Source organism: Gimesia sp. (genome assembly GCF_048260065.1).
Lineage (GTDB): Bacteria > Planctomycetota > Planctomycetia > Planctomycetales > Planctomycetaceae > Gimesia.
This window is the reverse complement of sequence record NZ_JBLXHC010000036.1, coordinates 1-26742: the sequence shown is the minus strand read 5'-3', so window position 1 is coordinate 26742 and position 26742 is coordinate 1. Positions and strand designations below refer to the sequence as shown.

Below are 26742 nucleotides of genomic sequence, written 5' to 3'. Positions count from 1 at the left end.
CAAGGTTGAGAAAAACAATGTTTACCACGCGTTAAAGAATACCACCACCGGCTCGGCCTTCTTTCATAGTTTCACCCCGCGTTGGGGACTTTTTCTGATTCCTCTGGAAGTGTGATTCTGATTTGTGCTTCTACTGGCGGGCAGGTAGATGGGCCGGACCCAACAATTATAGAGAAGGACGCTGATTCAGCGCCACTGTCAGGCGAGCCGACAGATGGCACCCGGCGGTTATCTCAGCTGTGTCGACGGATCAATCTGCTACTGCGTTGCTTTTATATCGTGATACTGTACCATGGTCATTTGTATCTACTGGCACTGCGAAACCAGTTTCTGCTTGATCTCCTCTGCTATCTCAGGAAGGGTGTGAATAATGCGTTGGCCGAAAGATTATGGTCCCTCAGATGTGATTGATCTTGATCCGGTTTTTCCTCCCAGTCTGGCCTATGTCACCGTCAATTCCGATGTCTACGGCGGCGGAGATGAAGTGGGACTTTACTGGCCCATCGGCAAAGAAAAACGTCAGCCGATTGTGGTACGCACCTTTCATGATACTTTCGAACTCGGGCCTTTCTTCTCGACTTATCAGAAATACCTGCGCTGGCAGAGTAAAGACGAGGAAAACGAAGATCTGCCCATGGGGCCCGATGCGAAGATTGATCCGGTTTCTCCTGAGGCACTCTATAATCAGGGGAATGCATTATTAAAGGCGAAAGATGTCGATGGGGCGGTGAATGCCTGGCAGCAGGCACTGGATCGACTGCCTGAGTTCACCCTGGTTTCATCTCTGCTGGCAAAACAGCATCGCCGACTCAAGAATCTGGACCAGGCGAGGGAATTCGCTTTGCAGTCGCTGATCTCCCCTCCCACTTTTGGACGTTTCGATGCTTCCCTGCTCAGGTGGCTGGGCAGAGAGACTGAGCCGCCGGAAGCGTATGCTGAGAATCCGATCTGGAAGAACCGTCGAAAATTACAATGGGCATTTCGAGCGAAGAAGAATGACTACGGAATCATTCAGGAAGCCATCGACAGTTTCTTCGAGACCAAACAGCCGGTGCTCGGTGTGACGCTGATGCAGACTTATCTGGAGTTCATGTACTGGGAAACGGGCTCGGCAAAAAAACGTTGGAAATTCGACCAGGATGAATGGATGCAACAGCAGGACGACCTGTGCGTGAAATATCTCAAGTCGTCACGCAGGGCGATTGAGAGCAAGTAAGGATTTCTCTTGCTTGAACGCAACACTGTCAGTTTCCTGCTCGCTGCGCTGGGCCCGAATTTTATTCGGGCCCAGTGTAACGCGGACTGGGGTCAATTTAAAATGAAACGAGGTCTTCCAGCTTTTTACTACCACGAAAGACACGAAATGGCACGAAAACTTTGCTGGTGGGTGTGTGAAAGAAGTTGGGTGGTATCGGATGTAATCCGATATTGCTGGAAGCAACAGGAAATTGACAGAGTAAGGGTTCGATCTGGTATTTCTCTTTACGAACGCAGTTAAGATGGAATTGTGAGCAAACAAACTGGTTCTTGCTTGAACGCAACACAGTCAGTTTCCTGCTCGCTACGCTCGGCCCGAATTTTATTCGGGCCTACCCTTGGGTCTGGGTGCGTCTTCCTATGGGGATGATTTCTATTTCACTGTTGGCGAGCCAACAGTGCCACCCGACCTGACTCTTCTGTCGCACTTAAACCTCGGGCAAGATCCAGGGTTTGCGCCATTCTTCGCGGCCGCGGAGCTGGTTGGCGGCGTCGTCGTTTTCGAAGGTTTCGGTTTTCGGGTCAAGAACCAGTGTGCGACCGACGCGGGCAGCGATGTTGCCGGCGTGACAGAGAACCGAAGCCGGGTGGCCGACCGTTTCCAGATCGCAGGCCGGTTTGCTGCGGCTCTTGATGCAGTCGAGGAAGTTGGCCACATGCGGTGTCGCGTCGCTGTCTCCTTTCACTTCCTTGATGAGCTTGCCGCGCTCGCCGTAAACGCGCCAGCGGCTGTTGCCGATGGTCATATGGGCTTTGTCACCATAGATAACGGCGCCTTCTGATTCGCCATGATAATGGTAGGGGGCCCAGATCCGCATTTCATACGTGAGGATCTTGGGCGTATCGCTCTGGTATTCGTAAGTGACCTGCAGCGTGTCGGGCCATTCCTGCATGTCGTCAAAGTACCATTTGCCGCCGGTCGCAGAAATTTTGGTGGGGAGTGAAATCGCGGCGTCTCCCTGTGCTGCGCAGGCGGCATTGAGTGCAGCGAAGGCCATGTCGAGACGGTGTACGCCGTCATTACCCAGATCGCCGGTGCCGTAATCGTGGAACCAGCGCCAGCGACCGTGGAATCGGTTCTTATTGAAGGGACGTTTTTTCGCAGGGCCGAGCCACATGTCGTAATCGACGGTTTCCGGGGGCGTGCCATCAGGGGGATTGCCGATGTTTCCCTGCTTCGTACTTTCCCAGGCTTTGGCGACCAGGCAGCGACCCAGGGCGCCGCTGCGGATGTAAGCGAGGGCGGACTGCAGGCGTTCGGTGGACCGGTGCTGCGAACCCAGCTGCACGACGCGATTGTGTTTTTTCATGGCGGCGACCATCCGCTGGCCTTCGACGATGTTGTGCCCGTCCGGTTTCTCGACGTAGACATCTTTGCCGGCCTGACAGGCGAGGATCGTGGGGATGGCGTGCCAGTGATCGGGAGTGCCAACCACGATGGCGTCGAGACTGTTGTCGTCGAGCAGATGGCGGAAATCCTGCGTGACGGAAGGTTGTTTTCCCTGCAGTTTCGTGACGGTTTCCACGGTGTTACCCAGGCGGGCAGAGTCGATCTCGGCAATGGTGACGATTTCGGCCTGGGGATTTTCCGCGAAGTGACGGTTAAGGGCCGAGGCACGACCGCCGGCACCGATCATGCCGACACGAATGCGTTCACTGGCTGCGGCTTTGGCGACCTGTTCCAGAGAGAGTGATGCCAGCCCGGCGGCTGAACCCTGTAGAAACGTCCTGCGATCCATGGTGTGTCTTCCTCCATCGGGGGGAGTCGTGGTGGTGGGATACATCAATGAACGTTTATTATAGGGGACGGGGTGCGCGGGGCAAAAGAAAACTGTGGGGACTGCGAAAATTTGACCACGGAATTTACGAAGTTTTTCTACCACGAAAAACACGAAAGGACACGAAAATTTACTGACTCAGGCTGGTTGCACTACGGGATCGAAAGTGGGGGGGGCCGGATGTAATCCGGTATTGCCGCAGGCAACAGGAAATTGACAGAGTAAAGTTATAAACTGGAAATACTCTTTCCGACCTCAGTCCAGAATGGATTTGAGAGCAAACGAGCTGTTTCTTGCCTGAACGCAACACTGTTAATTTCCTGCTTGCTGCGCTCGGCCCGAATTTGATTCAGGCCCACCCGCTGATGTGGGAATGATTTCATCTGAATCTGGTTCAGAAATGGCTCATCTTGCCTGATTGAGATCAGGATTAGTTTTAATAAAAATTCAATTTTATTGATATTGTTGTTTACAATGTTAAAGTGTGGTTGAATAATGTTAAACATGAGCGATATCAAACTATCTGAATCTGTAAAGGAAATGGCCGTCACGTCGCGGCTGGTTTCTGGTCAAACTCAACGACCGGAGCATCCCCTGCTGACTCTGGATCAGGAGAATCTGGAGTTCATATTGCAGCTGGTGCTGGCCTCCGGTTCGTTGAAACAAGTGGCCCGTTATTACGGTATCAGCTATCCGACCGTGCGGGCACGGCTGGATAAACTGATCGTGCGGCTGGAGATGCTGGTCGAAAACCGTGAGCGCGATGAGATGGCAAATCTACTGGCCAATCTGGTTGAAACCGGCCAGCTCACCGGCACAGCGGCGCAGAGCATTCTCGAGTTACATCGATCGACTCACTAGAGCGATTCACATTGAACCATAGCGTCTGACAATCTTAGAGACTCGGTCCCAATAGACCTGGAGACGCTTTACTAATTCTGGACACAGTCTAGAGGCAAGAGGAATAGCATTATGGATGCACCCTGGTTTGATCCTGTTACATTTGGTGCCTGGTTCGGGGCGATTGTCGGCGGTGGTGGGGGAGCATTGTGCGGCATATGGGGGGCTTTGTGCGGAATTCTGTCTCCGCGCGGGAAGGGACGCAAAGTCATCCTCGGCGGGATGTTCATGTTCGTAATCATCGGACTGATCCTGAGTGGTGTCGGCCTGTTCGCGCTTATCAGCGGACAACCTTATGGAATCTGGTATCCAATTCTGATGGTGGGATTGATGTTTTCCATCATCCCCGGTGCTTTGATCCCGGTGATTCGCAAAAATTATCAAGAGGCAGAAAACCGACGCATCGCCGCTGAATCGATCCGTGTCGGCTGAATGACAGGAAATGAATCATGGTGATGCAGTCACACAAACGTCAGGCTTTGATCTGGACCTTGAGTCTGGCTGGAATTGCTGTTTCCAGTTTTGTAGTGCTCTTCGCCTGTCAGCCGTTCGCATTCTCAAAGCCACGTCAACCTTTGTCCGTGCGACTGGACAGTTCAGGCCCCTATGTGATTCTGGCGACTGCAGCCGCTGATCGCGATTATCAGCGGGCAATTCAGAAAGTGGAAGCACTGCATCCGCATGCCACCCGGTTGAAGTTTTCCCTTGAAAATCTGGAATCGCTGCTGGAGTCACTCCGCACGATTCAGCCTCGGTATGCGCTGATATTTATTAAGCCGGACGAACTTGATGTGAACTTTGCCTGGAAATGGCTGGCATTGACCACCCGGATTGATGATGACCCACTCGTTGATGTGAGTAGTGGATTTATTACCGGTGCGAATCCAGACGCTGTCACTTCATTCGTGGAGCGGACTGCCAAAGCCGTGAAGGGTGAATCCACTTTACCGGGTAAGCTCATCGATAATTTCGGACCCAACCCCCAGGCTCCTCAGAACCAGTTCCTGCAGCATGCGGGTTGTTTCATGATTCCCGTGTATCAGGAGCGGACGGCACTGGCGAGTATTTCGCACGGTGCAGACGGATTTACCGACAGCCGACTGGATGCGTTACAGGGAGCAGGGTTGATTCATCTGGGCGGTCATGGCGATCCGGACGGGGTGATCGACGGGCTGCAAGGTCAGCAGGCGAAACAACTGAAACTCTCACCCAGTGTAATATTTAACGGTGCCTGTTATACGGGCGTCACCGGTCGCTGGTATAAACAATGGACCCCAAAAGGGAAGGTCGAGGGTCAGACGGTCTCCGCGGAAAAATGCTTTTGTCTGAACCTGCTCGATAACAGTACCATCGCCTACCTGGCCGCTCTGCATCCTGATCACGGGATTCCGGTCTACCAGGAAATGGAATACCTGGCCTATACCGGACGTTCGCTGGGCGATGTCATGCGGCACACGCATAACGGCGTGATCCTGGGGAATGGGGGGAGGCTACCTGAACTCGAGCCGTTTGTGGATCAGATGCCTTCTCCGAAATGGACACCCAGCGACGTGATGCTCAAGGGGACCGCGGCGCGGATCCTGTTTGGAGACCCCGCGCTGATCGTTTCAGAGGCATTCACCAAACCACCTTTTGAGATTACGACCACGCGTAGCGGTGCCGATCAGTTGCAGATCAGTGCGGTATTGTCGAACCTGCAATTGAAGAGTGAGTTTACCGATACGTATCATGCGGATCTGGCTTCGAACAAACAGCTGTTTAACGATCGTGCACTGATTGTCGTCGATCTGCCGGAAGACTGGCAGGATATCAGCTCTGTCGAGGTCACCGAGGTCCGGGCAGCCGGGGAGGACATTCCCTACCGTCTGCTGGGTTATGCTGTCGAAACGGAAGGGCAGCGGCAGCGATTGCATATTCAGGTCGACCTGCCTACGACCGGCTACATGCAGTCACCGTTTCGGCAAAAAGGTGCGATGGTTGTGCTTAAGGTCCGGCGATGATGTGCTTCCCAACAATGGAGTGTATTGTGAAAGGTAAAAACGACTGAATTTCGTTATAATATCGAAGCCAGAAATACTTTTTGATTTGATTCAAGCTCGCGAGTTTAAATGACAATTCCGCGCATCTATGCTGACTTTAATAAACTGGACCGGGATCGTAATGCGATCCTGGTTTGTGTGGGGACGTGGAAGGACCTGGAAGAACAGGGGTTGGAGTTTTCGCGCGGGATGAAAGTCATCTTAAGTCAGCCGGACGATATCGATGAAGCTGGTAATCCGGATTTCCTGGAAACGCCTGCGGTGATCGACTATGACCAGGAACAGCAGTACTGGATCGGACGGTTTGACTGGGATGAACTTGAATATCGATCCGTGAAAGAAAAGAGAGGGGCAGATGCTACCTGAGCGAACATTGAAAACGTTCGGGAGTTCAGTTGGCGATGAAGTGAAAAAAACTGAAAGAGCTGACTGATTGCGTGGCGAAAAGTTGCGACCACAAAAAAACACAGAAATTACTGTGTAGTTATTCCTGGAGAAGCAGTGGATGGTACCGGATGTAATCCGGTATTGCCGCAGGCAACAGGAAATTGACAGAGTAAAAGTATAAACTGGTAATACTCTTTCCGACCTCAGTCCAGAATGGTATTGAGAGCAAACCCAGATTTCTCTTGCCTGCACGCTACACTGTCAGTTTCCTGCTCGCTGCGCTCGGCCCGAATTGCATTCGAGCCCACCCGCTGGGAGCGTAAAATAGGTTCGAATTTTACTGCCACGAAATTCACGAAAGATACGAAAATCTACTGGATCAGGTTTCATGGAATGACTAAACAGGGATACTATACGCTTGTGATTTGGTAAGGCTTCTGGTAGGCTGTTTTAGTACATGTCAGTGCTCATCATGTTTCAGGTAGTTTCTTCGAATTTATTACCCGGGTACACCTCTGAAGTGGTGCCTGTTAATTCCACATTGACTGACGATGTCTCTTTGCGAAGAGGCAGTGTTCTTTTTCGTCTCACTGGAGTCTGATTATGTTTCGGCAAGCATTTTTTCTGTTGTTGATGTGTTTCGTGTCTGTGGGCTGCAGTGGGGAGGGAAAGCCGAGTGGGACCGAGAGTGCCAAGGGGGAGCAGGGGAGCGAACCTTCAGCCGCTGCTGAACCTAAGCCGGTTGATTATGAAGCTGATCCGATTGTCATGACTCCCATGCAGTGGAAGGAGCATGAGAATAAGCTGAAATATAAGACGGAGCATTTAAAAGGACGTACGATTCGGATCACAGGTGAAGTGAGTGATATGGGAATTAACATGGGCTATTACGATGAAAAGAAGCCCGCGACCGCTTTGGATCTGTACCTCCCCAAGGATGAGAATACAGTCAATGATGTGTCGTGTGAATTTTTCGGCCCGCCAGTATGGCGGTCGGTGGGGCCCGGCCAGACGGTCACGGTAGAATTTAAGCACTCGGGGGAATTCTCAGCACGTCCGGTCGACTGCAAAATTGTATCGGTCGAAGGGAAGCCCTTCCCCGTGGTTCAAGCCAGTGAACTTGCAGCTGAGTTTGCGAAAGATTCAGAGGCGGTGGACAAGAAGTATATTCACAAACCGGAAAATTCCGATTCCGACTTTGATGTGGAACGCAAGTCGCTGGGGATTGTTGGTAAAGTCAAGGAAGCCAATAAATCCGATTCTGGCTCCGTGAAGATTCTGTTTGAAACGGGTCAGGATGTTACCGTAGAAGCAGAGATGTATTATTACATCGGCGACAAGGTAGAACTGCCGGCTGTGGGAGACGAATACCGTGTCTGGGGAACGTATCAGTCAAGCGGCAACCAGGGATTTGGTGGCAAGTCCCTGGGGGTATCGGATGCGGTTCCCTTTCCTGTGAAATGATGCTGTTTGTATGTGGGACCGCGAAATATTTCTACCACGGATTTTTTGCTACCACGAAAGACACGAAAATCACGAAAAAATGCTGACGCAGAATGGTTGTGTTACGGGAGCGGGTGTAGGTGGTGCCGGATGAAATCCGGTATTGCCAGAGGTAACAGGAGGTTGCAGGGCAGACGATGTGAAGAGTTTGCGTTCCTCAAACCACATTAATTTTGTTGGTCGCTTTGCGATGAAATGATCTCGTGAGCTGAGACCTCCTGCCAGGGGGGAGATTCAATCTGCTATTTCGCTTTCCGAATTCGGTTCTCGACTGCATAGAGAGAAATTAAGGATTTCTCTTGCTCGCAAACAACACTGTCAGTTTCCAACTCGCTCCGCTCGACCCGAATTGTATTCGGGCCTACCCGAAGTTTTTTCGTGTCCTTTCGTGTTTTTCGTGGTAGCAAAAACGAATGTGAAAGCGCCTGGTTTCTATATCAGAAATCATTGTTTGAGGACTGCTGATTCGTGAAATCTGGCTTCGAGGCTGGATTCGGAATTATTTTATTTCGTTAATAAAAGTGTTTCCACTGCGTTTCGTGCTGATCTGGTAAGTTCTGCTGGAGAAGTGGCTAAAACTGTGTGGAAATTGCAGTTATTTAGTTCATGGATCGGCGTTGATGCGTTATACTGGACGATGATTGAAATTCAGGCCTGATCAGAGTTTACTGATTCCCTCCTGCCTGTTTTTCATTCCCAGAGAGTGAGCTTCCCTAAGCCTATTGAGTGCGATCATCAAGAAACGCTTCGAGAAGGAGAACTGCTTTGCGTCCTTTCCTTTATCTGTCCTGCCTGAGTCTTGCCGTTGTCTGTGTCGTCAATCAGAAAGCGCATGCAGAAAGTCCACAAACGGCGCTGCAACAGAAGCAGGCCGGGATTGAATTCTTCGAGAACAAAATCCGTCCCGTGCTGGTGGAATACTGTTACGACTGCCATTCCGGAGAACCTGATCCGGAGAACGCTTCGTTTGTATTGGATACGCGGGCTGGAATTCGGATGGGCGGCGATTCCGGTAAAGCGGTCGTGCCCGGCAATCTGAAGTCGAGTCTGCTGCTGCAGGCGATCGAACATGATCCCGATTTTTACGCGATGCCCCCGGATGAGAAACTGCCGGCGAACATCATTGCCGACTTCCGCAAATGGATTCAGATGGGCGCACCCGATCCACGTGAAGGGAAAGTGAAGACGAGTTCACAGCCGAAGAAATCAGAGCTGGCGATTGACTTTGACAAGGAACGTGAGTTCTGGTCGTTCCGTCCGCTGACGAAGCCAACGGTTCCCCCGGTGAAACAGAGCGACTGGCCGACGAATGACATTGACCGTTTCATTCTGTCGAAGCTGGAAGCAAAACAGATGACGCCGGTTCCGGGTGCAGATCGACAGACGCTGGTACGTCGCGTTTATTTTGATCTGACCGGTCTGCCTCCAACGCCGAAACAGATTCAGCAGTTTGTGAACGATCCTTCACCCCAGGCGTATGAGCATCTGATTGATCGCCTGCTCGACTCGCCTCAATATGGTGAGACATGGGGACGTCACTGGCTGGACCTGGCGCGGTACGCGGATTCGAACGGCCTGGATATCAACCTCACGTTTTACAATGCGTGGCGGTACCGCGATTATGTGATTCAAGCCTTCAACAAAGACAAGCCTTATAATCAGTTTGTCCGCGAACAGATCGCCGGCGATCTGCTGCCGTTTGATAATGATGATGAGCGGACGCAGAACATCGTGGCGACCGGCTTCCTGGTGATGGGTGCCAAGATGTTGAGTGAGCGGGATAAAGAAAAACTCCGCATGGATGTTGTCGACGAGCAGATCGATGTGACCGGGCGGGCCTTCATGGGAATGACGCTGGGCTGTGCCCGTTGTCACGATCATAAGTTCGATCCGATTCCGATGTCTGACTATTACGCGCTGGCGGGAATCTTCCGCAGCACCGAGACCGTGCACGGTAACCGCTTGAACAATCAGTTCGTCTCGGGTTGGATGACGCGACCACTGCCTATCAAACCGGAACATGCGGCTGCGATCAAGAAATATGAGACGGATCTGGCGAAGCTGGAAAAATCGCTGAATGACGATTCGGAAACACTCAAGAAACTGCAGGGCGGAACAAAGCAGCAGCGGGATCTGGAAGAACTGGCGGGGATCGTCGTTGATGATGCCCGGGCGCAGAAAACCGGGGAATGGAAAGAGTCGGTCTTTTCGAAGAATTACCTGGGTGTCGGTTATGTGCATGACATGAATGAAGGACAGGGGAAGAAGTCGATTCGCTTCACTCCCGATCTGCCGGCAGCCGGGAAGTATGAAGTCCGCTTCGCGTTTCCGGGAAGTAAAGGCCGCGCGAATCGGGTGCCGGTCACGATTCATTCCCTGCAGGGAGCGAAGACGGTTTACGTCGATCAGACGAAGTCCGGTTCGATTGACGGGATGTTTACCTCATTGGGGACTTTCGAATTTGCCGCCGGCGATGTCGGCTTTGTGGAAATTTCGAACAAAGGGGCTTTCGGTTACGTCGTCGTGGATGCGGTACAGTTTCTGCCTCAGTTCAAACTGCCGAAACAGCGGGAAGTGCTGGTTGCGAAAAAACCGAACGACGGAGCCGATTCCGCAGCGAAAGCCAGAGAAGTCGCGGTGCTGCAGGCCCGCGTCAAAAAGTTGAAAGAGGAAATCAATACATTAAAAGAAAACGCACCGCCTCCAGCACCGATGGCATTGGCCGTGGGTGAGCAGCCGGACCCGGCTGATTATCGAATTGCCCGTCGAGGGAATATTCATCAGTTGGGTGACAAAGTGGATCGGGGCTTTCTGACGATTGCCACTCTGCAGGAGCAGCCGGAAGTGAGTCCACAGCAGAGTGGGCGGCTGGAACTGGCCAACTGGTTGAGTCAGTCACAGAATCCACTCACCAGCCGCGTGATGGTGAATCGCATCTGGAAACATCTGTTTGGAAACGGACTGGTACGCAGCGTCGATAACTTTGGTCATCTGGGAGAACAGCCCACGCATCCGGAGTTGCTGGACTATCTGGCAGAGCGGTTCATTGCGGAAGGCTGGTCGATGAAGACACTGATTCGCGAGATCATGGTCAGCAATACGTATCGTATGAGTTCCGACTTCAGCGATGATCGTTACCAGAAAGATCCCGGCAATCACCTGGTCTGGCGGATGAATCGTCGGCGGTTGTCTGCAGAAAAAATTCGCGATGCGGTCCTGTCGATTTCGGGCAAACTCGATCTGCAGCAGGGAGGCTCTTCGGTAGCCCATTATCCCGAGCAGGCCATCAGTCCCAACCGGAATAAAAAAGTGGATCAGAATCCGTCCGAGTTTCGACGCAGTATATATCTGCCGATCGTGCGGGGAAATGTTCCGGCGGCGTTAACCGTGTTTGATTTTCCGGCTCCGGAAATGCTGGTGGGAAATCGTCCGGTGACGACTGTTCCCGCGCAGGCGCTGTTTATGATGAACAGTCCGTTTGTGGTTTCACAGGCGGAGCAGACCGCGTCAAAACTGTTGTCTGACACACAGCAGAGTGATCGCCAGCGCGTTTCTCAATTGTATCAGGCCTGTCTGGGGCGGGATGCTACGGCAGTCGAGCAGACCGAAGCAGTGCAGTACATCGATGCTCTCAAGCAGCAGAATGCAAAAGAGAATGCGGACCCGAAAACGGCGACTCAAAAGGCCTGGGCTTCGTACTGCCAGATCCTGTTTGCGTCGACCGAATTTCGCTTTTTGAACTAAATGACAGCGTGAATCTCACGATTGACGCGCCTTTGAATAAAGAATGATCTGTTATGGAAGCTCTCAATTTTTCACGACGACAGATGTTGAAATCATCAGCGTGTGGCTTTGGTTACATGGCGCTGGCTGGCTTGAGCGCGGAAGCCGCGCTGAAGAGTCAGTCACCGTTGATGTCAAAAACGCCACACTTCGAACCGCGCGCCAAACGGGTGATTTTTCTGTTCATGCACGGCGGTCCAAGCCATGTGGATACCTTTGATTACAAGCCTCGTCTGAATAAAGAGGACGGTCAGCGGCTGCCTTTCAAAGCGGCGAAGAATATCGAAAAGTCATCCCAGGAAAATCTGCGACTGATGAAGTCTCCCTGGAAGTTCAAGCAGCGTGGAGAGAGCGGACTGTGGATTTCAGAGCTGTTTGAAAATGTCGCCGAACACGCCGATGATTTGTGCGTGATCAATTCCATGCATACCAACGGTCAGTCGCATGGACAGGCTGTAATGAAGCTGCATACCGGTTCGGACAGTCTGGTCAGGCCTTCGGTCGGTTCATGGATGGTGTATGGACTGGGAACAGAGAATAACAATCTGCCCGGTTTCATTTCCATCTGTCCTTCGCGTGGACATGGGGGCGTGCGAAATTACGGCAGTGCCTTTTTACCGGCCGTCTATCAGGGGACCGCGATTGGCGATGCCGACACCGCGGCCAAAGAAGCGCAGATCCGCTTTCTGGATAACAACGGTGCCTCGGTCAGTCAGCAGCGGCAACAACTGGGCCTGCTGCAGAAGATGAACGAACGGCATCTGGCGCAGGTCAAGCTGGATAATGAAATCGAAGGGGTGATCAATTCGTATGAGCTGGCATTCCGGATGCAGTCGGAAGTTCCCACACTGATGGATCTGAATTCGGAAACCAAAGAGACGCAGGCTTTGTACGGCATTGATGACAAGACCACTGAAAACTTCGGTCGGCAGTGTCTGATGGCGCGTCGCTTTGCCGAAGCGGGAGTGCGGTATATTGAAGTCGCACTGGGGAATAATAAATGGGATCAGCATAGCGGATTGAAAAACGGCCATGAACGTAATTCCAAAATGGTCGACAAGCCGATTGCAGGGTTGCTGGCAGATCTGAAACAGCGGGGTCTGCTGGAAGATACTCTGGTGGTGTGGGGAGGCGAGTTCGGCCGGACTCCGATTGCCCAGGGGAAGAACGGTCGCGATCATAATCCGCAGGGGTATTCCATGTGGCTGGCCGGTGCCGGAGTCAAAAAGGGGCACGTACACGGGGCGACCGACGAATACGGTTATTATGCAACCCGCGACAAAGTGCACATCCACGATCTGCATGCGACGCTGCTGCATCTGATGGGCATGGATCATAAGCGGCTCACTTACCGTTACGCAGGTCGCGATTTCCGCCTGACCGACGTGTACGGCGATGTGGTGACCGAGATTCTCAACGGTTAATTTGCGACCGTTTCTTTCAGTTTCTTTACCGCTGAGAACCTGAGATGCGGTCTGCCTGTCAGACTCTTCAGCCGGTCTGTTCTATTTCAATGCAAACCCATGATCTCGCTAAGCTTAAAGCTGTTCAGGGCTTCTGTTGAATGAGGTTCCCGCGGGGCGTGGGGGTAGTTGCAGAATACTCCGGGAATAGTTACAATCCCGACCTCAGGCGGACTTTGCGCGCAACTCGTTGTCAATTCATGAGATATGAGCGACTCGACGATGTGCAGAGTACTGAATCCATTAACAGAATATTCGAGAATCTGAAGAATCAAAATGTCTGACAATAATGACGCGCTGGTAAACGCCGCCATGGAGAGCATCGCGGCGGCACAAACTCTTGCGGAACTGGACGAAGTGCGGGTTCAGTACCTGGGAAAAAAGGGAAAGCTGAAAGCACTGCAGCAGCAGCTGAAGTCATTATCGCCAGAAGAAAAACGCGAGTTTGGGAAAACACTGAACGCCGTCAAAGAGAGTATTCAGACCGCACTCACGGATAAAAAAGAAGCGCTAGAAGCGACTGAAAAAACGGGGCCTCAAATTGACGCCATCGATGTGACGCTGCCGGGAGTCCGGTCACTACCCGGTCATCGACATCCCCTGATGGCGACGATGGAAGAAGTGAAATCAATTCTGATCGGCCTGGGGTTTCGCTACGACGATTACCCCGAAGTCGAAACCGAATTCTTCAACTTCGACGCGTTGAACACTCCCGACTGGCACCCCGCGCGGGACATGCACGATTCATTTTATACAACAGTCGGGAATGTGTTACGCACACATACCTCGGCGTTTCAGACCCGGGCGATGAAACAGTTCGGGCCGCCACCGTTGCGGGCAATGACATCGGGACGCTGTTACCGTCGCGATGAAATTGATGCGTCCCACTTTCCTATCTTCCATCAGCTGGACGTGATTGCCATCGATCAGAATATCAGCTTTGCTGATCTGAAATGGGTTCTGTATCAGCTGGCGAGTGCTTTGTTTGGCGAAGATGTGCAGCTGCGTTTCCGCCCGAGTTACTTCCCGTTCACCACGCCGAGTGCGGAAGTGGATGTGATGTTTAACGGCAAATGGCTGGAGATCCTGGGAGCCGGCATGATTCGACCCGAAGTACTGCAGGCCGGCGGTGTCGATTCGGAACAGTGGCAGGGCTTCGCCTTTGGTCTGGGATTGGACCGCATGGCGATGATTCGACACGGGATCAGTGATATCCGGTTGATGTACGAAAATGAAGAAGCGTTTTTGCGTCAGTTTTAATCCACTGAACCTGGTGAAACCTGACACGAATTTTCTGGCATAGAAGAGAGAACGATGCGAATTAATACTGGTTGGTTGCGCGATTATCTGGCGTCAGACTGTCGAGAACAGGAACTGCTCGACGCCTTCATGACCGTCGGCCTGGAAGTCGAGGAAGAATATCATCTGGCAGAAGCGCTGGAGCCGATCCGCATCGGGTTTATTCGCGAGAAAAAGCCGTTAGGCGATACGGGCGCGCTGTATGAATGCCAGGTCGAAATCGAAAAAGGCAAGCTGATTACCATCGTCTGTGCCTCTTCGCATCCCGTTGAGATTGGCTGGGGTGTCCCGGTTGCGGTTTCCGGTACGAAGCTGCCGAGCGGCGCTCTGATTGGTGAAGGCAAATTCAAAGGCATCAAGTCCGAGGGCATGCTCTGCCTGGATGGCGAACTGGGACTGATTGCCCGTACCACCGGGTTGCAGGTCTTCAAAGACGAAGCCATGCTGGGAGCGAGTCTGCCTTCCGTTTCACCGATTGAAGAATCACTGGTCGAAGTCTCGGTCCTGCCCAACCGTCCCGACTGTCTGGGGATGATTGGCGTCGCTCGCGAAGTCGCCGCCGTACTGGGAATGGAATTGAAATATCCCAGTGCCCGCGAGTTAAATTCGAAATCGGGTTCGGGAGAAGCGGTTGCTGTCGAGATTGCCGACGAAAGCCTCTGTTCGCGTTATACCTGCCAGGTCTTTGATGGCGTGCAGGTACGAACTTCGCCTCACTGGCTGCAGAGTCGTCTGCAGACTGCAGGTTTGCGACCGATCAACAATGTCGTGGATATCACCAACTTCGTCATGCTGGAATGGGGACAACCGCTGCATGCGTTTGATTTCGATTCTCTCAAAGGAAACAAGATTGAAGTCCGCCGCATCCGGAACGGGGAAAAACTCAAGCTGCTGGATGAATCGGAAGTCGATGCGACTCACGAGCCACTGGTGATTGCCGATGGTGAAAAGCCGATCGCGCTGGCCGGGATCATGGGGGGCTGGGATTCCCAGACCACGAAAGACTCCAAACGGATTCTGCTGGAATCGGCCTGTTTCGATCCGGTCTGCATTCGAACATCTGCCCGCAAACTGCGGATTGGCACCGATTCCTCTTATCGTTTTGAGCGGGGCACCGATCCGAATGGCATGCTGAGTGGTGCGTTCAACCGTGCCGCAGAAATGCTGCAGGATGCGGAACTTTCGGGAGCCAGTCCCGCCTCCGTGGTCGCGGACAGTTATCCGAACGTCAAGCAGTCGACTCAATTCACATTGAGTGCCCAGCGTGTTTCCAAAATTCTGGGAGCAGACATCAGTGGCGCACAGATCAAAGACTGTCTGACCAAACTGGACATGCAGTGCGACGATGATCTTACGATTTCGGTTCCTACCTGGCGCGTCGACGTCAACAATGAAGTTGTGCTGGCGGAAGATGTGGCCCGACTGCTGCGATATGACAGTATCGATATGAAGCCGATGATGGCGACCACAACGAAAGGCCGCGTTTCAGAGACCGACGGACTGCGCAGCAGTGTCGCCGGTTTCCTGACGAGCAATGGCTTCCTGGAATGTCGTACTCCGCCTTTGACGACCGAACAGATTGCGCTCTCGTTCAGCCAGTGGCCCGGGGATGCGATTCAGGTACAGAACCCGATTTCCAAAGAGATGACGACACTGCGTCAGAGTCTGGTGGGAAGTCTGATTGAAGTCGCTGAACGCAATGCCCGTCGTGGTGCCAGCAGCTTCCGGTTCTTCGAAGTCGATCGGACGTTCCGGCAGAACAAGGAAATTGATGAACGCTGGATGGCGGGAGGCGTACTGGGGGGACCCGTAAACGATTCCGCCTGGATTGCCTCTGAGAAAGATATTGATTTCCTGCGTGCCAAGGGGCTGGTTGAAAATCTGCTTTCACACCTGAATGTAGATGGATGCACGTTTGCCAGCGATACTCCGGCGACCGGATATCGCAGTGAAGAGTTCGCCGTGATCAGTCAGGGGGAACAGCGCATCGGGGCATTAGGTCGCATTGACCTGGATGCTCTGGGGATCAAAGACCGGGCTCGTGTGCCTCTGTATGGTTTCGAACTGGACCTGACGACGCTGATCACCGTGAAGTCGCCTCCTGGCATGTTCAAAGGCCTGGCACGAACTCAGGTGATTGCCCGTGATATTTCAATCGTCGTACCCAGCGATCTGCATTACGCCGAAATCGAAGCCTCACTGGAAAAGGCGTTCGCCTCGGCTGTCGAGAACCTGGAAGTGGAACCGCGAAAGGATGCGGGAGCCGATTTTGTTCTGCAGCCGGAACTGGAAAGTGTGGTCTGCGTCGATACCTTCACCGGTGAAAGTGTGGGGGAAGGAGCGATGAGTCTGACGATTCGCATGCTGTTCCGCGACGCTCTGCATACGCTGACATCCGGCGAAGCACAGCAGCTGATGGATTATGTAGTGAAACAGCTGCAGGCAGAATACGGTGTAGTCCAGAGATAAGGGCCGTTGAGTTCCCGATAAAGAATCAAATCACACGCCTCTTTACCGGGGCGTGTTTTTTTACTGCTGGTCCCAACAGCCGGGTTTCGAAGAGGGGAACCAATATCTGGCTGTTTTGCAGTGGATCAGCCTGGGAAACTCATTTTTTAAAAGTCGGTAACAGTTGGCATTCTGCGGTTGATTTTGTGTCCCGGATCTGATTATATATAATATATGATCCATTGGGTCACGGGCTGCCCTGTGCAGTTTCGTGCTCATCCTGCCTGAAGAAAACGGTTTGTAAGTAGCGATTTACTTCACACACGTGCCCTCCCGGAAGCAGATGAATGAAACGACAACTCCTGGTATTTTGGGGCTTGAGTTTACTTGTCAGCCTGACTGCGTTGCGTCCGATGTTCGCGTCAGAAGCGGAATTGAAGAAAGCCGAATTCTTCGAAAAGCGGATCCGCCCGTTGCTGATCAACCACTGTTACGACTGCCACAGCGAGGATTCGATTGAGAGTGGCTTGCGGGTCGATACGTTTGCCGGGCTGGTGATTGGTGGCGAACGGGGGCCGGCGATTGTGGCGGGAAAACCTGCCGAGAGTCTGTTGATCAGTGCCGTCCGACACAGCGGCCAGTTACATATGCCTCCAAAGGATAAGCTGTCTCAGAAAGCGATCAGCGATCTGACAGAGTGGATTCGCGACGGTGCCTACTGGCCTGATGCCAAACCGGTTACGGAACTGAAACAGGAGTCCGCAGCAGGTCCGCTGTTTACGAAATCGCAACAGGAGTTCTGGGCCTTTCAACCGCCTCACAAGCCGAAACTGCCTGCAGTAAAACGTGTCGACTGGGTGAAAAAGCCACTCGATCGATTTGTGCTGGCGAAGCTGGAAGCGTCGGGGGGAACTCCCGCTTCTGCTGCCGATAAAGAGACACTGATCCGCCGCGCCACGTTTGATTTGATCGGGTTGCCGCCGACACGCGCGGAGATTGAAGCGTTTCTCAACGATGAATCGCCGGAGGCTTATGCCCGGGTGGTGGATCGGCTGCTCGCTTCACCCCGTTATGGCGAGCGCTGGGGGCGTCACTGGCTGGATGTGGCCCGCTACGCCGATTCAAACGGCCTCGATGAGAACCTGGCTTACGCGAATGCGTGGCGGTATCGCGATTATGTGATCGCTGCGTTCAACAAGGATAAACCCTTCGATCAGTTTCTGCAGGAACAATTGGCCGGTGACATTCTGGCGGAAGGCGCCGATGCGGAGACGCGAAACGAAAAAATTACTGCGACCGGTTTTCTCTCCATCGGCGCCAAGATGCTGGCCGAAGATGACCAGATGAAAATGCAGATGGATATCATCGATGAGCAGCTGGATACGGTGGGCCGAACCTTTATGGGGCTGACGCTGGGATGTGCCCGCTGCCATACCCACAAGTTCGATCCGATTCCGATTGAAGACTATTATTCACTGGCCGGGATCTTCAAAAGTACGAAGACGATGGAAAACTTCAAAGTGGTGGCCCGCTGGCAGGAACAGTTATTGGCCAGCCCGTCTGAGATCAAAGCGCTGGAAGCGCAGAAACAGCAGATTGCTACACTGGATACAGAAATCAAATCCGTTCAGACAGCGGCTGACGAGCGGTTGCTGGAACAGGAACGCAGCAAGCTGGCCGCTTATCTGCTGGCGGCAGAGATTAAAAACTATCAGGATCAGCAGTCCAGCGATGCCCAGTCGATTGGCGCTGATCCACGCGGGTATGCAGCACAGTCGGCCATCCTGGTCGAAGCAGAAGCGTATCAGACGGGTAATGTGAAAAAATCCACGACCGGTTACGGCGAGGGGATTGGTGTCATCTACAATGCAGGGCAACTGCCGAACATTGCCGAGTATGAAGTCGAAATTCCGGAGGCGGGCCGCTATCAGCTGGAGATCCGTTACGCGGCTGCTGCTGCAAGGCCGGTGCAACTGTTGATCAATGGGGATCTGGTCAATGACAGTGCCGCCGGCGAAGTGACGGGGAGCTGGTTTCCTAAATCGCAACAGTGGAAAGTCGAGGGCATTTATCAGTTCAAGGCGGGGCGGAACCGGGTCCGTCTGGAGAGTCAAAATGTATTTCCCCATATCGATAAACTGCTGATTGCAAAGCCGCATGATTCTTCTACTAAGAATGAGAGCAGAGTCGCAGTTCTGACTGCGCCTGAGCAAACACTGGTGGGCGGGTTCCTGCTGCAGTGGGCCGAGTATCTGAAAAAATCTGCGGGAGAAACTGCTTCGCCGTTTGTGATCTGGAACGAACTGGTACAGAAGGGGACCATTCCAGAGGAACTGGGTTCGAATTTCAAACGCTTCGAAGTTCTGAGAGATGTCCCGGAAAAACAGAGGCTGGTCAGAGCGGCTGAATTGTATGCGTCACTGTTTGCGGAAGTCGATCAGGAATGGCAGGCATATCTGAAAACGGAAGCAGGGAAAGCAGCGAAAGCTTTACCCGATCCGCAGCGGGAAGCGATTCGCAGTGTGCTCTACGGTGCGACAGGTCCGTTTGCATTACCGGAAGATCGCGAGAAGAGTTATGCTGCTGAATTTCTGACGCAGCTCAAAATGAAACGCGACAGGAAAAAGGAACTGACGAAGTCACTTCCCGAGTATCCGGCTGCGATGGCGGTTTCGGAGCAGAAGCCGGAAAATATCAAGGTGCATCTGCGGGGGAGTCACTTTACACTGGGAAAAGAAGTTCCGCGCCAGTTCCTGCGGATTATTGAAGGAGAAGAACAGACACCCATCGATGATCAACGGAGTGGACGGCTGCAGCTGGCAGAATGGCTGACGAGCGGCACACATCCGTTGACGTCGCGGGTGATGGTCAATCGGATCTGGCGCTGGCATTTTGGAGCCGGGATTGTCAGGACGACGGACAACTTCGGGAAGCTGGGCGAACGCCCTTCGCATCCGGAGCTGCTGGACTGGCTGGCAGTCGAGTTTGTGGAGAATGGCTGGTCCATCAAAGCGCTGCACCGCACGATCATGCTGTCGTCGACTTACCAGATGAGTACCGATTTTAATCCGGAGATGGCGGCTGTCGATCCGGAGAACCGTCTGCTGTGGCGGATGAATCGTCGACGTCTGGAAGCAGAAGCGATCCGGGATTCGATTCTGGCTGTCAGCGGCAAACTGGATTATGAAATGGGGGGCTCGCTGCTGACAGTGGAGAACCGCAAATATGTGACCAGTACGCGGAACGTGGATCCGGTGGTATACCAGACCAATCGGCGTTCGGTCTATCTGCCCATCATTCGCAGTGCCCTGTATGACGTGCTGCAGGCGTTTGATTTTGCGGACCCGAGTGTGCTGTCCGGAAACCGGGTGCATACGACGGTGGCACCACAGGCTTTATTCATGATGAACAGCAAATTCATTATGCAGAATACCGAAGACTTTGCCGAGTCGATCCTGCATGAGACACACCTGGATGGCCCGGCGAAAGTCAATCGGATTTATGAACGCGTCTATGGTCGATCGGCCAGTCAGAAGGAAACAGCATCGGCGCTGGCTTATCTGGAACTGTACGAGCGGGAGCTGGCTGCTTTGGAATTGCCTGCAGAACAAAAAACATTGCGTACCTGGCAGAGTCTGTGCCGGGTCTTGATTTCATCGAATGAGTTTCTGTTTGTGGATTGAACCGACAACGATGCAGATTGGTTTGTCTGACGGAAAAGAGTACTGTTATGAATCATTGGAATAGTTATCAGGGATCATCGCCTCTCTCACGGCGGGAGATGTTGCGACGCAGTTCTGCCGGGTTTGGCAGTCTGGCACTGGCGGCGTTGCTGGGCAATGAAAGCCAGGCGGCCCGGAAGCAGCCGGAACAGGCGCCGCATTTCACGCCGAAAGCGAAACGGGTAATCTTCCTGTTTATGCACGGCGGTCCGTCGCATATGGATACCTTTGACTACAAACCGCAGTTGCAGAAAGACAGTGGCAAGCCTCTGCCGTTTGATAAACCCGAAGTCTTTTCTGCTCAGACGGGGAACCTGCTGGGCTCTCCCTGGAAATTCAAACAGCATGGCGAGAGTGGTGCCTGGGTGAGCGAACTCTTTCCGCATGTCGCGGGGTGTGTCGATGATCTGTGTATCATTAACTCGATGTATGGTTCGAATTCACGTCATGGGGGAGCGCTGCTGGAGCTGCATACCGGCAGTGATACGTTTGTCCGACCCAGTATGGGATCGTGGATTACGTACGGCCTGGGATCTGAGAATCGCGATCTGCCTGGGTTCATTACGGTCTGTCCGACATTGACGCATGGGGGCGTGAACGCCTACAGCTCTTCTTTTCTGCCTGCTGATTTCCAGGGAACGCCGATCGGCAATGCGAGTATCCCCGCTGACCGGGCTTTGATCCCCTTCATTAAAAATGAGAGCGGGATTCCGTTATCGGTACAGCGAAAGGAACTGAATTATCTGCAGCAGATGAACCGGGAACATCTGGCTGAGTCCGGTCCGGATGCGGCGCTGGAGGGACGGATCAATTCTTTCGAGCTGGCTTATCGGATGCAGACTGCGGCCCCGGAGCTGCAGGATATCAGCGATGAATCCGAGGCAACTCAGAAGATGTATGGTCTCGATCAGGATGTGACGAAAAACTTCGGGCGGCAGTGTCTGATGGCACGACGTTTTGCAGAGCGGGGCGTGCGGTTCGTGCAGATCACTCACAGTTATAAATGGGATCAGCATGGGGGCTTGAAAACGGCACTCCCTCGAAACTGCAAAGAAGTCGATCAACCCATCGCCGCGTTATTGAAAGATCTGAAAACACGCGGGTTGCTGGAAGACACGCTGGTGCTCTGGGGGGGCGAGTTCGGTCGAACACCGGTCAGCCAGGGAGCCGACGGTCGCGATCACAATCCCCAGGGGTACACGATGTGGATGGCCGGCGGAGGCATTAAAGGGGGACTGCAGTATGGTGCCACTGATGATTATGGTTATTATGCAGTCCAGAATAAGGTGCACGTGCATGACCTGCATGCCACGATCCTGCATTTGCTGGGGCTGGATCATAAGAAATTAACGTATCAGTTCGCCGGTCGGGATTTCCGTCTGACCGATGTGCATGGCGAAGTGATGTATGATCTGTTTGCCTGATTCATTTTCTTAAGTAATCAATTCGATTAAAAACCGTTTCTCTCGACAGTCGTGTACCAGATTCGAGTGGAACCGTCAGAATAAAACGAGGTGACCTCTTGCCACAGATTCAGGTGAAAAGCGCACTCATTGAAGCCGACTGTTTGAAAGAGTTTTGTATTCAGTTACTGCTGCAGGCCGAACTGAGGGAGTTGGATGCAGAACTGGTGGCTGACACACTGGTGGAATCCAACCTGCGCGGGATCGACTCGCATGGCGTAGCGCGACTGCCTCACTACCTGGAACGAATTCGTCAGCAGAGTATCAAGGCCCGTCCGGAGATGCAGTGGGAGCCGCTGGGGGCTGCCGTCGGTCGGGTGGACGGCGATCATGGTCTGGGACAACTGGCGATGGTGAAAGCCGCCGATCACGCGGTGGAGCTGGCACGAAAGTCGGGGGCCGGCTGGGTGTCGATCTGTAATTCATCACATTGTGGTGCTTTGGCATATTACGGTCTCAGAATTGCCGCTGAGGGGATGATTGGTTTTGCGTTTACGCACGTTGATCCAATGGTGACGCCCCATGGGGCGGCGGAACCTTTCTGCGGGACCAATCCGCTGTGCATTACCGCGCCTGGAAAAGAAGGGAAGTCGCTCTGCCTGGATATGGCAACGAGCATTACGCCCTGGAATACGATTGCCAATGCCGCTACCGAAGGGGTTTCGATTCCCGGGGACTGGGCGCTGGATGCAAATGGGAAGGGGACGACAGATCCGAATGAAGTGGTGGCGATATTCCCGTTCGGCGGGTTTAAAGGTTCGGGGCTGGGATTGATGATCGATGTACTGTGTGCGCTGCTGGGAGGGGCTCCCAGTGGACCTGACATTCCCAAAATGTATGGCGATTTGACACAGCGGCGCCTGCTGGGGGGCATGGTGGGGGCGATTGACATCAGCCACTTTACCACGGTGGAAACGTTTCAGGAGCGGATTACCGGCATCATTCAGCGGTGGGGGGGATTGCAGCCACTGGAAGCGGGGGGACAGGTTCTCTACCCAGGCGAACCCGAAGCGAATTCGCGTGAAGTCCGGACGGCAGAGGGAATTCCTGTCGGCTGGCAGCTGATTAAGCAGTTCCAGCAGCTGGCAGACCGATATGGAGTGTCACCGCTGGAAGTCGCAGAAACGCGGCAACCTGAAGAGGAAGATGTCGCTGTTCCCGTGGCAGAAAAATGATTGGTCGAGAACGAGGCCAATCATTTTTCCGGCTGCTTTGTTTCGACCAGCAGTTCATCAATCATCGGAGTGATGTGTGCTTCATAGGTGAAACCTTCTTCTCCGTAGGCCTGGGTTTCGTTATCGAAGCGTTTCAGCAGTTTCCCGTCGGTCCCATACACGTAAGCGGCGGGAATGGAAGCCAGATCGAGCTTTTTGTAGAGATCTTCGTCGGGCGTACTGGAAATCAGGTTAACGATTTTTGCGTTCTGCTTCGTGTAAAACTCCATCAGTTCTTCGCTGCCGGATTCCGGGGGAGAATCTTTACTGCCATCGTAGTTCAGGTTAAAGGAAACGCAGACGATTTTTTCCGGATACTTTTTCTGTAGAGCGACCAGATGCGGGAATTCGCGGAGGCAGGGTTCACACCAGCTGGACCAGAGATCGACAACGACGATTTTTCCGTTCTGAGAACCGATGAATTCCTGTAACTGTTCCCAGTTGGCAATTTGAGCCGTGACCCCTTCGTGCTCAAAGGTCTGTGCATCGGGAATCGCGGGCGTCTGTGTTTTATTCGTCGCGGGTTCTGCTTCTGAAGTGTCCACCGATTGTGCAGGGACATCCACATCCAGCGGGGTATCTGCTGTGCTGCCTTCCTGGCTGCAGCCAAAGAATAAAATGAGTAAACCGAGAATGCAGAGTACTTGAGGTGACATGTTGTTTAATATTCCAGTCATGAAGTTTCAATGGGTGTGAGTTATTTCGTGATTTTCACCAGACCGGCAGCTTTGGCCTGTGGTACCGGGTCTTCGTAGGGGAGTGCTTTCAGGAATTCCACCAGGTCGGCACGTTCCTGTTTCGAAAGCTGGCTGGTTTTGCCGTGTTGGTCATTGTGATTATATGTGGTTAAGACTTCTTCGAGTGTCTGGGCTTTGCCGTGTGACAGATACGGAGCAGTACGGTATACGCCCAGCAGTGTCGGAGTATCATATTCCGGTCCCATTTTTTCACCCGGGTTATCGACGGCTGTGCCTACATTGTGACGCACGATTGATTCTGACGGAACGGAATCAGTCAGGAAGGGACCTGAGTGACAGGTGGCACACTGGGTCTGCTTTGAGAAAAACAACTGGCGTCCCCGCTGGGCGGCGGGCGATAGCCCTTTTTTCGCATAGGGACTGAGGGTGAAATCGTGAGTGTTGGAATAAGCGGCCATCGCGTCGAGGGCCTCTGATAAGCCTTTGTTGGGCTTATCCAGTGATTCATAAATTTTGCCGCGAACGAGACCTTTGCCCTGCATCAACGGGCCACGAATGGTGTGCTCGAAGTCCTGCACTTCATCGCGGTCCGCAGACCAGTGAATGGGATGCGTCCAGGACATGCCCGCCAGTGACTGGGTATTTCGCAGTCCTTCGGGATTGTGCCAGGTCTTGCCGTCGGGCTGGCCGTCGGGATGACAGCTGGCACAGGAGATCCAGAGGCGGCTCGTCATGGGTTGCAGCGCTGTATAGAACAGTCGTTTGCCCAGCAGGACTTCATCACTTAAGGGGTTCTCAGTGACTTTGATCGTGGCCAGTTTACTGAGCGAACTGGTGTCATACGCGACGATTTCGAAGTCGAGGGCATTGTAAACGTAAAAGGTATTTCCGTCGGGCGCGACGCGAACGCCACGCGGGTTGGCACCGACATTCAGGGAATCACGAAACGTGAGTTCGCGGTAGTCGTCATCAATTACATTGCTGACATACAGATCGTCGGTTCCGGCGAAGACGACGAATAACGTTTTACCGTCGGGAGTGATCGCGGTGTCCCAGGGATTGCAGGTCACGCGGGCACCGCGGAATGAGTCCATGGGAATTTTGCGGCGGCGTTTGCCTTCACCCGGCTTCGTATCGACGATGGAGACGATGGGGAAGATCGAACCGGCGCCGTGTGCGACGGTGATGCGTGAGCGGATATGCGGGAGATAGGCTTTGGCACGACGGGGGTGCAGGGTGATCTGACGCGACAGGTTATCGGTGCTGCCGCCCGGCCATTCGTCGACGGTCTCTCCCGATTTGACATCCACCTGGCGGACCAGCGCGGAATAGTATTCGGTGGTAAACAGGCTCTGGTTATCGTTCGAGACGGCGATGCCTCGCAGATGTTTTCCGGATGAGAATTCCCGTACGACTTTTTGTGTCGCAGGATCAATCTCAACAATCCGGCCGGGATAATCGAGGGTTACGAAGATGCGTTTGCCGTCTGTTGTGGAGACGACGCCGTACGGTTCGTCGAAGACTTCGGTCTGCCCGGTCTGTTTGCCGGTGTCGGCGTTGAGGAAGACGATGCGGTCTTCATCATAGACCGCAGTGGCGACCTGATGGCTGTCTCCCACGAACGAGACCCCTTCGGGATGTTTGCCGACTTTGATTTCATGGAGTTTCTGACTGGTTTTCAAATCGACGATGGTGACTGAGCCACTGTCTCTATTCGAGCAGGCCAGCAGTTTCCCATCGGTGGAGATGTCGAGCAGGCTGTTTGACTGACCGGCAGATGACTGTTGTGTGGTGAAGACCAGGCTCGTAATCAGGACGAGCGCTGTCTGCAGTGAAGAACGAACGGACCTGACACTGAGAGACATGCAAACCCCTTTTGTTACTGTGTAGATTCGTCTGGGACTTTTCGGGCGGGAAGTAGAAACCCCGCTCACCGGTCAGGGTAAGCGGGGTCGAGTCATACTTTTAAAGTAATCTCATCGATCCTTAGTATCTTATCAGACCTGGAATGACACGTTGGCCGAAATGGTCCGCACGCTCGCTGGCGTGCTCACCTGACATTGACCACCTGTCAATACAGGATTGATGGACCACTAATTCAAGATCTTGGAAGTCTCTTTAACGAGCTCAGAGATTTTGTCTTTGGAAAGGTCATTCTTCTTGAAAGCGTGATTGACCTTCACCTGTCCATCAACCCACATCAGCACGGTGATGTCAGCGTCTTTGGAAATTTTGTAGGCAGAAGGACCGGCTTCGCCTTCGTAGTTGGTCAGCGGAGTGTTTTTGATTTTCTTGCTGTCAGCAACTTTTTTCAGTTCAGCGCTGGATTTGTCAGCATCGTCTGTCAGGTGCACGACGAAAGCAGCCATTTTCTGATCCCGGTTTTCACCGACTTTGGCATCGATTTGAGTAATCAGATCCTGAACGTTGCCATTCATGTCCCGAGTGAAAATATTCACAACAGGTCGCTTGCCGTAGCTGCAGCGATAACAGAGTGATTTACCAGCGTTGGGTCCCGTACAATCATTGACTGTGTAAGGAGCTGGTTTTCCGCCAACTTCGATCCCAGATTTCAATTCGGCTGCTGAACTGAATGAGCTGGCTGCAACAAACATCAACGCGACTGAAAGTGTAAGCAGTCTTTTCATGTATTTCTCCTCAAATTCCTATACGTGACAAAAAGTGTTCTGCGAGATGCAGATGATACGTTGATACTAGAGCGCGTCACAGATAACCGTAGCGGTAGCCACAGTGTGTAATGTAGTTCCTGCTTTCTGTGCTGGTGATC

Annotated in this window: 17 protein-coding genes; 13 read left to right on the top strand and 4 right to left on the bottom strand. The window is 53.0% G+C overall.

Annotated elements, in window-relative coordinates:
* Nucleotides 1-370: 370 nt before the first annotated feature.
* Entirely contained in the window at nucleotides 371-1216 is an 846-nt protein-coding gene (locus tag ACN0YN_RS30820; RefSeq protein WP_417388706.1) for a tetratricopeptide repeat protein, read from the top strand.
* A gap of 469 nt (nucleotides 1217-1685) precedes the next feature.
* Here the strand turns inward: ACN0YN_RS30820 and ACN0YN_RS30815 are convergent, their stop codons facing one another.
* Nucleotides 1686-2996: a Gfo/Idh/MocA family protein gene (locus ACN0YN_RS30815; RefSeq protein WP_417388705.1), complete on the bottom strand. Its 1311-nt coding sequence runs from the start codon at nucleotides 2994-2996 to the stop codon at nucleotides 1686-1688.
* A 543-nt stretch (nucleotides 2997-3539) separates the two neighbouring features.
* On the opposite strand from ACN0YN_RS30815, the gene ACN0YN_RS30810 reads away from it, so the two are divergent.
* From ACN0YN_RS30810 to ACN0YN_RS30755, 12 genes are all read left to right on the top strand, one after another.
* Nucleotides 3540-3896, top strand: coding sequence for a DUF2089 family protein (locus ACN0YN_RS30810; protein ID WP_417388704.1), 357 nt, complete (start codon nucleotides 3540-3542; stop codon nucleotides 3894-3896).
* Between the two features lie 111 nt (nucleotides 3897-4007).
* Entirely contained in the window at nucleotides 4008-4367 is a 360-nt protein-coding gene (locus ACN0YN_RS30805) for a hypothetical protein (protein WP_278468799.1), read from the top strand.
* A gap of 17 nt (nucleotides 4368-4384) precedes the next feature.
* Nucleotides 4385-5935 (top strand): hypothetical protein, encoded by a 1551-nt coding sequence (locus ACN0YN_RS30800; protein ID WP_417388703.1) that lies wholly within the window; start codon nucleotides 4385-4387, stop codon nucleotides 5933-5935.
* A gap of 108 nt (nucleotides 5936-6043) precedes the next feature.
* Entirely contained in the window at nucleotides 6044-6340 is a 297-nt protein-coding gene (locus ACN0YN_RS30795; protein WP_417388702.1) for a hypothetical protein, read from the top strand.
* 624 nt (nucleotides 6341-6964) lie between these two features.
* Nucleotides 6965-7825: a hypothetical protein gene (locus tag ACN0YN_RS30790; protein WP_417388701.1), complete on the top strand. Its 861-nt coding sequence runs from the start codon at nucleotides 6965-6967 to the stop codon at nucleotides 7823-7825.
* Between the two features lie 804 nt (nucleotides 7826-8629).
* A complete protein-coding gene (locus ACN0YN_RS30785) occupies nucleotides 8630-11608 on the top strand; it encodes a DUF1553 domain-containing protein (protein ID WP_417388700.1) in 2979 nt (992 codons plus the stop codon).
* 53 nt (nucleotides 11609-11661) lie between these two features.
* The gene (locus ACN0YN_RS30780) at nucleotides 11662-13071 is read left to right on the top strand and encodes a DUF1501 domain-containing protein (RefSeq protein ID WP_417388699.1); all 1410 of its coding nucleotides are present in this window, start codon (nucleotides 11662-11664) and stop codon (nucleotides 13069-13071) included.
* A 315-nt stretch (nucleotides 13072-13386) separates the two neighbouring features.
* Nucleotides 13387-14370 (top strand): phenylalanine--tRNA ligase subunit alpha, encoded by a 984-nt coding sequence (pheS, locus tag ACN0YN_RS30775; RefSeq protein ID WP_278468803.1) that lies wholly within the window; start codon nucleotides 13387-13389, stop codon nucleotides 14368-14370.
* Between the two features lie 54 nt (nucleotides 14371-14424).
* Complete coding sequence (pheT, locus tag ACN0YN_RS30770) at nucleotides 14425-16878, top strand: phenylalanine--tRNA ligase subunit beta (RefSeq protein ID WP_417388698.1); 2454 nt, start codon at nucleotides 14425-14427, stop codon at nucleotides 16876-16878.
* A gap of 326 nt (nucleotides 16879-17204) precedes the next feature.
* Complete coding sequence (locus ACN0YN_RS30765; RefSeq protein WP_417388697.1) at nucleotides 17205-20540, top strand: DUF1553 domain-containing protein; 3336 nt, start codon at nucleotides 17205-17207, stop codon at nucleotides 20538-20540.
* A 47-nt stretch (nucleotides 20541-20587) separates the two neighbouring features.
* Complete coding sequence (locus ACN0YN_RS30760) at nucleotides 20588-22003, top strand: DUF1501 domain-containing protein (protein WP_417388696.1); 1416 nt, start codon at nucleotides 20588-20590, stop codon at nucleotides 22001-22003.
* A gap of 98 nt (nucleotides 22004-22101) precedes the next feature.
* Nucleotides 22102-23217, top strand: a complete 1116-nt coding sequence (locus tag ACN0YN_RS30755; RefSeq protein ID WP_417388695.1) for an Ldh family oxidoreductase — start codon at nucleotides 22102-22104, stop codon at nucleotides 23215-23217.
* Between the two features lie 20 nt (nucleotides 23218-23237).
* Here ACN0YN_RS30755 and ACN0YN_RS30750 read toward each other — a convergent pair whose 3' ends face one another.
* The 3 genes from ACN0YN_RS30750 to ACN0YN_RS30740 form a co-directional block, all read right to left on the bottom strand.
* Nucleotides 23238-23912 carry a TlpA family protein disulfide reductase gene (locus ACN0YN_RS30750; RefSeq protein ID WP_417388694.1) on the bottom strand — a complete coding sequence of 225 codons (675 nt, stop codon included), beginning with the start codon at nucleotides 23910-23912 and terminating at the stop codon, nucleotides 23238-23240.
* A 41-nt stretch (nucleotides 23913-23953) separates the two neighbouring features.
* Nucleotides 23954-25819, bottom strand: a complete 1866-nt coding sequence (locus tag ACN0YN_RS30745; RefSeq protein ID WP_417388693.1) for a beta-propeller fold lactonase family protein — start codon at nucleotides 25817-25819, stop codon at nucleotides 23954-23956.
* Nucleotides 25820-26047: 228 nt separating this feature from the next.
* Nucleotides 26048-26602 carry a hypothetical protein gene (locus tag ACN0YN_RS30740; RefSeq protein ID WP_417388692.1) on the bottom strand — a complete coding sequence of 185 codons (555 nt, stop codon included), beginning with the start codon at nucleotides 26600-26602 and terminating at the stop codon, nucleotides 26048-26050.
* Nucleotides 26603-26742 lie beyond the last annotated feature (140 nt).